Annotated in this window: 14 protein-coding genes and 1 tRNA gene; 10 read left to right on the top strand and 5 right to left on the bottom strand. The window is 63.4% G+C overall.

Annotated features, from left to right (window positions below; translation table 11 throughout):
• Positions 1–21: 21 nt before the first annotated feature.
• From ACIPHM_RS17695 to ACIPHM_RS17680, 4 genes are all read right to left on the bottom strand, one after another.
• Positions 22–106: transfer RNA gene (locus tag ACIPHM_RS17695), tRNA-Leu, on the bottom strand.
• Between the two features lie 118 nt (positions 107–224).
• A complete protein-coding gene (locus ACIPHM_RS17690) occupies positions 225–2,111 on the bottom strand; it encodes a methyl-accepting chemotaxis protein (protein ID WP_400330746.1) in 1,887 nt (628 codons plus the stop codon).
• A 336-nt stretch (positions 2,112–2,447) separates the two neighbouring features.
• The gene (locus ACIPHM_RS17685) at positions 2,448–3,086 is read right to left on the bottom strand and encodes an ATP-binding cassette domain-containing protein (protein ID WP_400330743.1); all 639 of its coding nucleotides are present in this window, start codon (positions 3,084–3,086) and stop codon (positions 2,448–2,450) included.
• A gap of 14 nt (positions 3,087–3,100) precedes the next feature.
• A complete protein-coding gene (locus ACIPHM_RS17680; protein ID WP_246184500.1) occupies positions 3,101–3,370 on the bottom strand; it encodes a metal/formaldehyde-sensitive transcriptional repressor in 270 nt (89 codons plus the stop codon).
• Between the two features lie 109 nt (positions 3,371–3,479).
• On the opposite strand from ACIPHM_RS17680, the gene ACIPHM_RS17675 reads away from it, so the two are divergent.
• The 5 genes from ACIPHM_RS17675 (at position 3,480) to ACIPHM_RS17655 (ending at position 7,789) form a co-directional block, all read left to right on the top strand.
• On the top strand, positions 3,480–4,358 hold the full coding sequence (locus ACIPHM_RS17675; RefSeq protein ID WP_400330739.1) for a nickel/cobalt efflux protein RcnA: 879 nt from the start codon (positions 3,480–3,482) through the stop codon (positions 4,356–4,358).
• 185 nt (positions 4,359–4,543) lie between these two features.
• On the top strand, positions 4,544–5,185 hold the full coding sequence (locus ACIPHM_RS17670) for a cysteine hydrolase family protein (protein ID WP_400330894.1): 642 nt from the start codon (positions 4,544–4,546) through the stop codon (positions 5,183–5,185).
• Between the two features lie 57 nt (positions 5,186–5,242).
• Positions 5,243–6,139 carry a LysR family transcriptional regulator gene (locus ACIPHM_RS17665; RefSeq protein WP_400330736.1) on the top strand — a complete coding sequence of 299 codons (897 nt, stop codon included), beginning with the start codon at positions 5,243–5,245 and terminating at the stop codon, positions 6,137–6,139.
• 73 nt (positions 6,140–6,212) lie between these two features.
• Positions 6,213–7,073 carry a class I SAM-dependent methyltransferase gene (locus ACIPHM_RS17660; RefSeq protein ID WP_400330733.1) on the top strand — a complete coding sequence of 287 codons (861 nt, stop codon included), beginning with the start codon at positions 6,213–6,215 and terminating at the stop codon, positions 7,071–7,073.
• Positions 7,074–7,216: 143 nt separating this feature from the next.
• Complete coding sequence (locus ACIPHM_RS17655; protein ID WP_400330730.1) at positions 7,217–7,789, top strand: DUF1993 family protein; 573 nt, start codon at positions 7,217–7,219, stop codon at positions 7,787–7,789.
• A 53-nt stretch (positions 7,790–7,842) separates the two neighbouring features.
• On the opposite strand, the gene ACIPHM_RS17650 is transcribed toward ACIPHM_RS17655, so the two are convergent.
• Positions 7,843–8,721: a LysR substrate-binding domain-containing protein gene (locus tag ACIPHM_RS17650; protein WP_400330727.1), complete on the bottom strand. Its 879-nt coding sequence runs from the start codon at positions 8,719–8,721 to the stop codon at positions 7,843–7,845.
• A gap of 237 nt (positions 8,722–8,958) precedes the next feature.
• Between ACIPHM_RS17650 and ACIPHM_RS17645 the strand changes: the two genes are divergently transcribed.
• From ACIPHM_RS17645 to ACIPHM_RS17625, 5 genes are all read left to right on the top strand, one after another.
• The gene (locus ACIPHM_RS17645; protein ID WP_400330724.1) at positions 8,959–9,783 is read left to right on the top strand and encodes a transporter substrate-binding domain-containing protein; all 825 of its coding nucleotides are present in this window, start codon (positions 8,959–8,961) and stop codon (positions 9,781–9,783) included.
• Between the two features lie 15 nt (positions 9,784–9,798).
• Positions 9,799–10,491, top strand: coding sequence for an amino acid ABC transporter permease (locus ACIPHM_RS17640; protein ID WP_400330721.1), 693 nt, complete (start codon positions 9,799–9,801; stop codon positions 10,489–10,491).
• A gap of 2 nt (positions 10,492–10,493) precedes the next feature.
• Positions 10,494–11,189, top strand: coding sequence for an amino acid ABC transporter permease (locus tag ACIPHM_RS17635; protein WP_400330718.1), 696 nt, complete (start codon positions 10,494–10,496; stop codon positions 11,187–11,189).
• A gap of 35 nt (positions 11,190–11,224) precedes the next feature.
• On the top strand, positions 11,225–11,998 hold the full coding sequence (locus ACIPHM_RS17630; RefSeq protein ID WP_400330891.1) for an amino acid ABC transporter ATP-binding protein: 774 nt from the start codon (positions 11,225–11,227) through the stop codon (positions 11,996–11,998).
• A gap of 97 nt (positions 11,999–12,095) precedes the next feature.
• The gene (locus tag ACIPHM_RS17625; protein WP_400330715.1) at positions 12,096–12,692 is read left to right on the top strand and encodes a hypothetical protein; all 597 of its coding nucleotides are present in this window, start codon (positions 12,096–12,098) and stop codon (positions 12,690–12,692) included.
• Positions 12,693–12,698 lie beyond the last annotated feature (6 nt).

Below are 12,698 nucleotides of genomic sequence, written 5' to 3'. Positions count from 1 at the left end.
ATCTTCTGCCTTTTTTAACCTTGGTGCCGACGGCGAGACTCGAACTCGCACAGCTTTCGCCACTACCCCCTCAAGATAGCGTGTCTACCAATTTCACCACGTCGGCTTTGTCCTGCAAGGGAGCGCGATTGTACCGGGAAAATTAAATTCCGCACAAGTACCCCTTGCCGATATGGGCATTGAGTGCATCGCAACGATGCACTCGTCTCGACACTTCGACGGCGTCAGGCGGCCCGGCGCTGCGGTGCGCTCACCACCGACAGCGCTGGCGCGCGGGCGCTCCCGAAGCCGAGGGAATCTACGTGATGCCCCTCGCGCAGACGGAAGCGAGCCACTGTCTCCGCCAGCACACGGGCCTGCTCGCTGAGCATGGCCGACGCGGCGGCCGACTCTTCCACCAGCGCCGCGTTCTGCTGCGTGGCCTGATCCATCTCCGAGACCGTCCGGTCGATCTGGCTGATGCCGGCGCTCTGCTCGGTCATGGCGCCGTGAATCTCGCTCACCAGACGCTGAACACGCGTAATGCCGTCGACGATCTCGTTCATCGTCGTGCCCGCCGCCTGCACGCGCTCGGTACCGCTCTTCACGTTCTGTACCGACGTCTCGATCAGGCCCTTGATTTCCTGCGCCGCCGCCGCGCTGCGCTGCGCCAGCGTACGCACTTCGCCCGCGACCACGGCGAAGCCGCGGCCCTGCTCGCCCGCACGTGCGGCTTCCACCGCCGCATTGAGCGCCAGAATGTTGGTCTGGAACGCAATGCCGTCGATCACGCTGATGATTTCCGTAATGCGCTCCGACGACTGCGTGATCTCGGCCATCGTGCCCACCGCATCGGTCACGACCTGACCGCCACGTACGGCCGCCGCGCTCGCATCGTTGGCCAGACGCGTGGCGTGCTCGGCGGTGTCGGCCGTCTGCTTGACGCTGGAGGTCAGCTCCGTGAGGGCCGAGGACGTCTCCTGCAACGACCCGGCCGAGGCTTCCGTGCGCTGCGACAGATCGCGGTTGCCCATTTCGATCTCGCTCGTGGCCGACGTCATCGACGACACGCCGGTGCGTACATCGAGCATGACGGTGCTGATCTTGTCGACGAAGGCGTTGAACGACTTCGAGATCTGCGCGACTTCGTCGTGTCCGGCAACGTCCAGGCGCTGTGTCATGTCGCCGTCGCCCGAGCCGATGGTGTCCATGGCGTCGCGCACGGCCGACAGGCGCTTGAAGGCGCGCGACGTGAAGATCGACGCGAGCAGCAGCGCGATGAGCGTGAGCACGACCAGCGTGATGAGGGTGGCGGTCAGCACGTGCGTGAGACCCGCGGTGGCTTCCGCCCGATCGAGGGCAACGACGAGATACCAGTCCGTGCCGGGAATGCGCTTGGCCTTGAGCAGCTTGGGCGCACCGGCCAGCGCCATGGTCACCGGGGCGGCGTCTTCGGCGGCCATGCCCGGCAGCGAGTCGGCGGTGAGCGTGGCGGATACGTCCGTCGACGGCTTGAGCGAGTACTTGCTGTCGGGGTGCGCGATCACCTGACCGTCGCTGGCGACCACGAGCGCGAGGCTCGACGGCGTGGGATGCACCGCCTTGATGATGTCCTGCACGCCGGTCAGCGCCACGGCGCCGCTGATGGCGCCCGTCGTTTGACCGTCACGCACGAGCGGCGCGGTGAAGGCGACGTAAGGAATCCCCGTGGACGAATCGCCATACGGCTTGGTGACGGTCAGCTTGCCCGCCGCAACGGCGCTCTTGTACCAGGGGCGCGCGGTCGGATCGTAGTCTGCGGGCGTGGGGGCGGTGGAAAAGAAGGTCTTGTCCGACCAGCCGATGCTCGTGATCGGGAAGTCGTTGGTTTTGCCCATGAGCTTCACGAGACCGCCCGGATCGCCTTTCTCGACGACTTGCGAGGTGGCCACGACCGCCTGCGCCTTGTCGGCCGACCAGCGCTCGACGGTGGCCGCATTGCCGTTGGCGACGGCCGAGAGCGTGTGCGCGATGCTCGACATCATGCTGTCGCGCACGATCACGTAGGTCGTGATGCCGGAGAGAATCAGCGCCCCCACTACGGTCAGACAGGTAATAAGCAGAATTCGGGTTCGCAACGAAGTGACTTTCATGGGCTTTCATCGGTAGGCCCGCGAGCGAGCCGTTGATTGGGGGGAACTACCGCTCAGGCGGTACTGCCAGCGCCGTCGCATCGATACATTGCTGCCGATACTTCTTCATTCTTCTCTGCGCTTACGGCTCAACGTGGCAGTAACTTTAGTGAGCGCAAATCAATGCGCATGCTGAGCGACTCAACGGCGGCCGTCATTCCTTTCAATGTCTTTCGGATCTTGTAGCGTGGAACGCAGCGCCGCTGCCGCGCTTGGGGTGCGAGCAGGGCGTTGTGTGCGCCTTCTGGCGCACAGACCGACTCCGTCGAGTTCTATGTGCTCGGCCGGTCCGTGATGTCAGCCGGCGTTCGCGCGTGAAAGATCGGGGAAGCCGAGCGTGGTGGCGTGGCACCCGTTGGCCAGTTCGTCGTCATGCGTCGAGAAGAAGACGCAGCGATCCTTGCCGAGGGTCTTGAAGAGGTCGATGAGTACGGCGCGGGACGGACCGTCGAGTCCGCCGCTGGGTTCGTCCGCGAGGATCACGCGCGGGGCGCCGAACCGTGTGGCCGTCAGGTAGAACTTGCGACGTGTGCCCAGCGACATCTGATCGAAGCGCTTTTCCATGTGCGGTATGAGGCCGAAGCGCTCCGCCAGATCGAGCACGTTGGCGGTGAGCGTCACGTTGCGCTCGGCGGCGCGCTGTTCGAGAAAGCCTCGCCCCGTTTGCGACGGCTGCGTCAGACAATCGAACGGCACCACCGCGAGGGCGGCTTTTGCGGCGTGCGCGGCGCTCGGTGTGTCCTGCATCGAGTGTCCGTCGATCCAGACCTTGCCGCCCTGCGTATCGACAGTGCCCGCGAGCATGCCGAGCAGCGTGGTCTTGCCGCCGCCGCCTTCGTCGCGCAACGCGAAGCACCCGTGATCGCCACGGAAGTGCAGGTTTTCGAAAAGGGTGAAATCGCCGAAGCGTTGGGTGAGGTTCTCGAACCGGAGCATAGGGGCGTGGCGGGTCACTTCAGATAGGCCTTGATGACGTGAAGCAAGGGCGCCAGCTCGGCTTCACGCTGGGCCTGGTCGGGCTCGTTGATGACGTGATCGACGAGATGCCCCTCGATGACCGCACCCATCAGCCCATTGATCGCACCGCGGATGGCCGCGATCTGCTGAAGGATTTCGACGCAGTCGCCCTCCTCGCTCAACTGCCGCTCCAACGCCTGCGTCTGCCCCTGAATGCGACGCACGCGTGCCAACAACTTGTTCTTGTCCCGAATCGTGTGCACGCCTGTCGCGCTCCTGTTTTCTGTCTGTCGAATGAAAAAAATCCTACCACAAATATACTGGGTGGTAGTATATTCGCGGCACGACGTTCAACCCCTTGAGTGGTGTGCCATGACCGAATTTTCGACCCTCCTCCAGCAGGGAAATGCCTGGCTCTTTATCCCGAGCGCGATACTGCTGGGCGCTTTACACGGTCTGGAGCCGGGGCATTCCAAGACGATGATGGCGGCATTTATCGTCGCGATTCGCGGCACTGTCGGACAGGCGGTGTTGCTGGGACTTTCGGCGACGGTGTCGCACACGGCTGTCGTATGGATCGTTGCCATGGCGGGAATGTATTTCGGCCGCAACTGGAATGCCGAAGCCTCCGAGCCATATTTTCAGCTCGCGTCGGGCGTGCTGATTCTGGTGATCGCCGGCGGAATGTTGTGGCGGACCTGGCGCGATAATGTGCGGGCCACGCCCTCCAAGCGCGGCCACACGCACTATCACGAAGACCACGGGCACAGCCATCATCACGACCACGAGCACCCGTCGCATGCTTATCCCCACACGCATTCGCATGCGGCCCTCTCGGCCGGGGAATATGGGGAGGATGGGGCGTATCGGGACGCGCATGAACGCGCCCACGCCCGCGACATCCAACGACGCTTCTCAGGACGCGACATCACCACGGGCCAGATCGTCATGTTCGGTCTGACGGGGGGGCTGGTGCCGTGCCCGGTGTCGATCACGGTCTTGCTGCTCTGTCTGCAACTGAAGCGTTTCGCGTTGGGGGCCGGGCTGGTGGTGTGCTTCAGCATCGGACTTGCGATGACGATGGTTGCGTCCGGGGTGCTGGCGGCGCTCAGCGTACGGCACGTGTCGCGTCGGTGGAGCGGCTTCGGCGACTTCGCACGCAAGGCGCCTTACTTCTCGAGCGGGCTGATCGTTCTGGTCGGGCTGTATGTCGGGTACCAAGGTGCGGCGCATATTTTCTTCAACGCATAAGGGCGATTCGTGCAAATGACGAACAAGTGATGTGCCCGCCGGCGGCTGGTGTGCGCGGCGCGGCGTCTCTAGACTGGGTGCCTCGACGACTTATGACTTAACGGAGAATCCCCATGACCCATCTGCTGCTTCGCACCCTGCAACTCGCAACGCTTGGCCTGTCGCTGTCCGCCGCCGTGCCCGGCATGGCGCTGACGGCCAGCGCCACGGACACCGGCCGGCATCCGACCATTCGCGCCATGCTCGGTGCGGCCCCCGTCGATCATCTCGATCCGAAACGCACGGCGCTCGTCGTGATCGATTTCCAGAACGAATACTTCACGGGTCGCATGCCGATTCCGGACGGCAAAAAGGCGCTCGCCAACACGCAGAAACTGATCGCGATGGCCGATGCTGCGGGCATGCCCGTCTTCCAGATTCAACACGTAGCGCCGGCCGGTGCCGCGGTATTCGCCAGTGATGGCGCGAGCGTCGCCTTCGCTCCCGGCGCGACGCCGCGTGCTCGCGACACCGTGCTGCAGAAGACTTCCGTGAGCGTGTTCGCCAGCACGGATCTCGACAAACGCCTGAAGGCGAAGGGCATCGACACGCTGTTGATTGCCGGTCTGATGACGCACGCCTGTGTGGCAGGCGCCGCGCGGGACGCCGTGCCGTTGGGCTATACCGTCGTGGTAGCATCGGACGCCACCGCGACCCGTGACATCGTGCGTGCCGACGGCTCCCGCGTGACGAGCGACGCTTTGCATCGCGCCGCTCTCGCGGAGATCGAGGACACGTTCGGCGACGTGATGACCACGGACGAAGTGCTTCGTTTGCCATTGCGCTGAAGCCACTTCCGTCACGCCGCCGCGCCACCCACCCCACCCTTCAGCGCCGCAGACGACATGGATCAATTGCTGGCAATGCGCGTGTTTCACACCCTGGTCGAAGCCCGGAGTTTTTCGGGCGCCGCCGAGGTGCTGGGCATGTCGCACTCAAGTGTGTCGCGTCAGTTGAAGCAGACGGAGGCGGCGCTGGGCGTGGCGCTCGTGCATCGCAGCACACGTCACTTCGCGCTCACCAGTGCGGGCGAGCGCTATCACCGGCACTGCATCGATATCCTCGCGCGGATCGACGCCATGACCCACGCCATGACGGACGAACGCGAGGACTTGAGCGGCCCGCTGCGCCTGACGGTCCCGCTGGCCATCGGCACCCTCGAATTGCCCGCGTGGCTGCCGGCGTTTCGTCTGCGGTATCCGGGTATTGCGCTCACGTTGTCGTGCAGCGATCGCTATGTGGACCTGCTCGCCGAGGGGTTCGACATGGCGCTGCGCATCAGCAGCGCTGCGTTGGCCGACAGCAGTTTGATGGCGAAATTGCTGACGGCTTCGGAGACGGTGCTCGTCGCTTCACCCACCTATCTCACGCAGTTCGGGTTGCCCCGCGTGCCCGACGATCTTGCCACGCATCAACGCCTCGTCTTCGCCGGCGCCAGCACACCGCGCGAATGGGCGATCACCGGCCCTGACGGGCACACTCAACGTGTGCCGCTCGATGGCGCGTTTACCACCGACGCCATCACCGCCTTGTTCGCAGCATCGCTCGCCGGTACCGGCATTGCGGCCTTCACCGAGCGCACCGTGCGCGCCGAACTGGCGCGCGGCACGCTGGTGCGCGTGCTGCCGCAGTATTCGCTGGGACGCAGCCACTACTACGCGCTCTATCCGCACACGCGACACGTGAATTCGAGGGTGCGCGCGTTCATCGACTTCATGGCAGAGCACTATCGCCAGCCGTGAGCGATTGCCGCGCAGGGTGGCCAAGGCTGTGCAAGAATCGGCGCATACCCCATGAATTCGCGAGGTGAGCGTCATGACCGATCCGAAAGACATCGCGCCCGACAGCACGGCAGCGCGCGTGGCGCTATGGCGTGCATTGCATCTGGAAGTCGACGCCGAGCCGCCCGTGCTGGCCGACGACGTCGGACTGCGTCTGCTCGATCCCCCGGACGACTGGCGCGAGCGCGGCGATATGCATGCGCTGTTCACACGCCCGTTTCGCGCGTCCATCATCGCTCGCGCGCGCTATATCGAAGACCTCGTGATGGCGCAGATGCGGCGTGGCGTGCGCCAATACGTGATCCTTGGCGCGGGTCTCGACAGCTTCGCACAACGGCATCCCGAACTGGCGACGTCGCTCACGATTTTCGAAGTCGACCGCCCGGGCCCGCAGCGATGGAAACATGACCGGCTCATTGCGCTGGGCTATGGCGTGCAGGACTGGCTGCACTTCGTCCCAGTGGATTTCGAAGCCGGACAATCGTGGCGCGATGCGCTGACGCAACATGGCTTCAACGCTCAACAGCCCGCCGTCATCGTCTCCACCGGCGTGAGCATGTATCTCACGCGCGAAGCGAATGCGGCGACGTTGCGCGAGGTGGCGTCGCTCGCGTCCGGCTCGACCCTGGCGATGACGTTCCTTTTACCGCTGGAGATGGCGGGCGCCGATGTGCGTCCCGGTCTGGAGATGGCCGAGAAAGGCGCGCGTGCGAGTGGCACACCGTTCATCAGCTTTTTCACGCCGCAGGACATGATGACGTTCGCCAAAACGAATGGCTTCGAACACGCGCAACACGTGTCGGCCGACGCGTTGACCGAACGTTATTTCGCGAATCGGTCCGACGGATTGCGTCCCCCCGCCAACGCAGAGGAACTGCTGATCGCCACGACGTAGACGCCTCGTCGTTCGCGGGCAATCCGCGGGCAATTGGCGTGCAACGAATTGCGCATCTTGACGTGCGAAACGAACGAGATCGCGATATGCTCCCCGGCGGCGCGGATTGCCGCGCGAACTCAGAAAATCACCGGAGAGACCGCATGACGCTGACCGAAATTCTTATCCCCACGTTCTTGCAGATGTTGCGTGGCCAGTCGGTGTGGCTAGACAAGGCTGCCGCGTACGAAAAGGCGAACGGTAAGGAGCCCGATGCGCTGATGACGCTGCGTCTCGCCCCCGACATGTATCCGCTCGCCGCACAGGCACGCTTTGCGAGCTACCTCTCGATGGAGCCGGTGTATCGGCTGCGCGGCGAAGCGATTCCGGAAGCGGCTCAGGCCGTGCAACGCGAGGGATGGAACAGCGGGCAGCGTCCCGGCACGTTTGCCGAAGCCAAGGCGCGTCTGGCCGAGGCCATCGCCTTTCTGGAAGCCCTGCCCGACAATGCGCTCGACGCGGGCGAATACATCGACATCGCCCTCGAACTGCCCAACGGCGTGATCTTCGACATGACCGGCGAGCAATATGCCCGCGACTGGGCGCTGCCGCAGTTCTATTTCCATACCAATGCCGCCTATAGCATCTTGCGTCAGCACGGTGTCGAACTTGGCAAAGGCGAGTACGTCGCTCACGCGCTTGCGTATCTGCGCCCGGGAACGCTACCGAAGGCGTAATACCCGTCATACCGGTCATACCTCGACATCGCACGCATTCGGTTGCCGTCGCCTCATTCGCCAATCAAAAAAGGCGGCCCGAAGCGCGTGGCGATGTGTTCCGTCGACTCGAACAACTCGCGCAGTACCTGACTCGTGCACGTCGGCTGCACATAGAGATAGAACGCGACGTCCGGCAGACGTGGCAGACCATCGGCTTCGGAGAGCACGCGCATGTTCGCGTCGAGCAGCTCGGTTGTGCGAGCCGTCACGCCAAGGCCCGCGCTGATCGCGGCCTTGATGCCGGTGAGCGTCGGTGAGATGAAGCTCGTGCGCCACGCAATGCCTGCGGCGTTGAGCCTTTCGATGGACAGCCGCCGGAACAGGCTCAGTTCGTCGGCCATCACGAGCGGGACAGGCGCCGCGGCGTTGAAGATGAAGTCGTCCGCGCAAATCCATACCATCGGCGACGTGCGTAATTTGATGCCGGGAAACCCTTCGTCGTAACGCGTCGAGATCGCCAGATCCAGTTCGTTGTCGCGCAATGCATCCATCAAGTGCGGGCTGCGTCCGACGATGATTTCCAACTGCAATTCCGCCGAGAGTTTCGAGAGCCGTCGCAGCATGCTCGGCAGAATCGATTCCGCCACGTCGTGCGGGGAGCCGATGCGCAGCTTCTCCGCGGGACCGCGCGTCTGCATGACCTGTACGGCCTGATCGTTGAGCGCGAGGATCTTGTTCGCATAGGCGACGAGACGCACCCCATCGGCCGTCATCGTCTTCTGCCGCCCCTGCTTTTCAAACAGCGGACACCCCATTTCCTGCTCGAGCCGCTGCATCTGCTGCGTGACGGCGGACTGCGTGCGGCCCACGCGCGTGGCCGCCGCCGCGAAGGTTTCATGCTGTGCAATCGCCACGAAAGTCCGCAACAGATCGATATCGAGATTTCGCATGATCGTCCGAATGGATACTTCAGAAACGCTAATGTTTTCGAGATAAAAATTAAATTGTTCTTGAGAATTTTGGTGGATAACCTGCCTGACACTCAAGCAATATTTATGTGACCGGGGTTTTGCAGAGCGGTAGCCGGCATTGATCGGTTCCCCGCTAATCGATTCCAGTGCTTTGCATTCGTGCGGGCGTCCCTGAATCGATCTGCCCTTCGGTCGAACCCAAGGAGACTCAGGAACATGTGGCAACGACACCTGGCAGCCGCGCTGTTCGCGACCCTCGCCGTGACGGGCATCGCGCACGCCGATCAACTGGCTGACATCAAGGCCCGCGGCACGCTCGTGTGCGGCACGCAAAATGCCAGCGAGCCCTATGCGTTCCCCGACGCCGCCACGCGCAAGATCGTCGGCTTCGACGTCGACGTGTGCACCGCGATCGCGAAGGGTCTGGGCGTGAAGCTCGAACACCGCGCCCTGTCGACCGACGCCCGCATCCCCGAACTCAAGACGCGCCGCGTCGACATGCTCGCCGCGGCCGTCGCCTGGATGCCCGCGCGCGCTGCACAGGTCGACTTCAGCGATCAGTACTTCGTCGCGCCGATTCGCGTGCTGGTGCGTGCCGACTCGCCGGTGCAGACCCTCGACCAGCTCGCGGGCAAGAAGATCGCAGCGTCCGAAGGCTCCAGCTCGGCGGCGGTGTCGGTCACGCGTCTGCCCGATTCGAACCTGCTCACCTTCCACGACATTTCGTCGGCGTTCCTCGCGCTGCAACAAGGCAAGGTGGAGGGGCTCGTCGCGGGCCAACTGATCCTTGCCCGTTTCGCCAACGAAGCCGCCACGAAGGGCGGCCAGCAGTACCGCCTGCTCACCAAGCCGGTGTTCGAGGAGCGCTGGGGCGTGGTGATGAACAAGAACGAGCCCGCGTTGCTCGCCGCCGTGAACAAGATCCTGCTCGACTATGACAAGTCGAATGGCTTGCAGGATAGCTTCGAGAAGTGGCTCGGCAGCAAGTCGGTCTACAAATTCACGCGCGACTACAAAGTCGAGCCGATCAAGGTGCAGTGAGCGAGACGTCGCACAATGTTCGATCTTTCGTTTCTGCTCGAAGACGGGTACCTGAAGCTGTTCCGCGACGGGGTACTGACCACGCTCAGGCTGTTCGTGGTCTCGGGTCTGCTGGCCGTCGTGGTGGGCGTGACGCTCACCACGCTGCGCGCCCTGCCGGTCAAGCTCTTCAAGGGCTTCGTGATCGTGGTGGTGGAGTACCACCGCAACGTGCCGGTGCTGGTGCAGATTCTCGTGTGGTACTTCGGCGTGCCGCAACTGCTGCCCGAGGGCATGCGTGACTGGATCAACGCGGGCAACACCGAGTTCTTTTTTGCGACGGTCGCGCTGGCGCTCAACGCCGGGGCGTTCATCTCGGAAGACCTGCGCTCCGGCCTGCGTGCGATTCCGCACACCCAGCAGGAAGCCGCCTGGTCCATTGGTCTGACGTATTTGCAGTCGTTTCGTTACGTGATCCTGCCGCAGGGCATTCGCGTGGCGCTGCCCGCACTGCTCAATCAGTCGCTGCTGCTCTTCAAGAACAGTTCGCTGGCGATGGCCATTGGCGTGCACGAACTGCTGTATCGCACGCGCCAGATCGACAACCTGACCTTCCGCACGTTCGACGTGTTTCTCGTGGCGACGATCCTGTATCTGATCGGAACGCTGGCCCTGATGGCGCTCTCCGAGCACTTCGCCAAACGCCGCACGGCGCCCTCGGGAGTCTGACGATGTTCGAGATTGTTCATGATTATCTCGCGCTGTTCCTCGTCGGCAGTTGGCCCAACGGTCCGCTCGGCGGTGTCGCCATCACGCTGATTCTGTCGGCGCTCGGTCTGGTGATTTCGTTTCCGATCTCGGTGCTGATCGGCCTGGCGCAAGTCTCGCCATGGCGCTGGATGCGACGCCTCGCCGGGATCTGGACACGGCTGGTGCGCGGCATTCCGCTGCTGATGATCATCTTCTGGGCGTACTTTGCGGTGCCGTTGCTCGTGGGCGCCGAGGTGTCGGCCTTTACGACAGCCGTGTGCGCGATCATCGTCTACGAAAGCGCCTTCCTGTCGCAGATCGTGCGTGCGGGTCTCGAAGGGCTGCCGCGCGGCCAGATGGAAGCGGCGCGCTCGAACGGGCTGTCGTGGCTGCAAAGCATGCGTTACGTGCAACTGCCGCAAGCGCTCGCGAACATGCTGCCGTCCATCGTCAATCAGTTCGTGTCGATCATCAAGGCGACGTCGCTCGCTTATGTGATCGGCGTGCCTGAACTGACGTACTCGGCCGCACAGGTGAACACGATCGTGCTGACCAAGCCGCTGCAAACGTTCCTCGTGCTCGCAGCTTTCTATTTCGTGTTGTGTTTCGCCATTTCGCGCTTCGCCGGCTGGTTGGAGCGTCGCATTGCGCGCCAACGTGCGGGGTTGGCGTCATGAGCACAGACGCAGGGTTCAAGAAGGAGAACGCGATCATGACCATGCTCGCATTCGAGAATGTCGACAAGTTTTACGGCGAACATCATGTCCTCAAGGGCATCAACGCCACCATCGGACGCGGCGAAGTCGTTGTCGTGTGCGGGCCGTCGGGCTCGGGCAAGTCGACGCTGATTCGCACCGTCACACGCCTCGAAGCCATTCAGAAGGGCCGCATCCTTTTCGAAGGCAAGGACGTTACCGCGCGCGATGTGAAGCTCAATGAGCTGCGCGCGCGCATCGGCTTCGTTTTCCAGAGTTTCAATCTGTTCCAGAACCTGTCGGTGCGTCAGAACCTGATTCTCGGGCCGACGAAAGTGCTCGGCATGTCGCGCGACGAAGCCGTTGCGCAGGCCGAAGCGCTGCTCACCAAGGTCGGGCTCGCGCACAAGATCGACGCCATGCCCGCCAATCTCTCGGGCGGTCAGCAACAGCGCGTGGCGATTGCGCGTGCGCTCGCCATGAAGCCGCCGCTCATGCTGTTCGACGAGCCCACGAGCGCGCTCGATCCGGAGATGGTGCACGAAGTGCTGCAGGTCATGCGCTCGCTCGCGGACGAGGGCCTCACGATGATGATCGTCACGCACGAGATGGGATTCGCGCGCGATGTATCGAGTCGCGTCTGGTTCATGGATCAGGGCCAATTGCTCGAAGACGCGCCGCCTGCCGAGTTCTTCAGCCAGCCGAAGCATGCGCGTGCGCAGCGCTTCCTGCAGGACGTACTGCGGCCGTCGCCGATGATCGGCGTGCCGCGCGACGCGATACCGGCCTGACGCCGTGCCGACACAGACCGGATAACGACAACCCCACCCGACAACGCCTCACCCAGGGCACCTCGCATAACAAAGCACTACGGAGAAGACTTTCACCATGTCCACGACCCACCTTCCCGAACAACGTCAGGCTGCTGTCAGTGATGCCATCGCCGCCATGAAGGCTGCGCTGGCACCGGGGGGCGAAACGCGTCCCGCGCTGGCCGCCGTGCTCGAACAGGTCAAATCGCTCGCCGCGCGCAGCGCGCTGTGGAGCGAAGCCGACTTCCCGCCGCCGGCCGACGGCGAGTTGCAGGCGCGCTATCTGATTCATGAAGACGCCGACAAGACTTACGCGCTGTATCTGAACGTCATGCGTCCCGGCAAGAAGATCACGCCGCACAACCACACCACGTGGGCGTGCATCGCGGCGGTCGACGGCGTTGAATACAACTATGTCTACCGCCGCACCGACGACGGCAACACGCCCGGCGTCGGCACGCTGGAAGTGAGCGACACGGTCGTGGTCGATCCGGGGAAAGGCATCGCGCTGGCGTCGGAAGACATTCACGCTGTCGAGATCAAGGGCGACGCACCGATCCGACATCTGCACATGTATGGCCGCGCGCTGGAAACGCTCACCGAGCGCATCACCTTCGATCTCGCCAATGGCACGTATCAGGTGATGGACATCGGCGTGAAGACGCGACGTTGATCTGCT

The sequence above is a fragment of the Pandoraea sp. NPDC087047 genome (assembly GCF_044745225.1).
Classification (GTDB): Bacteria; Pseudomonadota; Gammaproteobacteria; order Burkholderiales; family Burkholderiaceae; genus Pandoraea.
The sequence above is the reverse complement of the archived record's forward strand: the minus strand, read 5'-3'. Positions and strand labels throughout refer to the sequence as shown.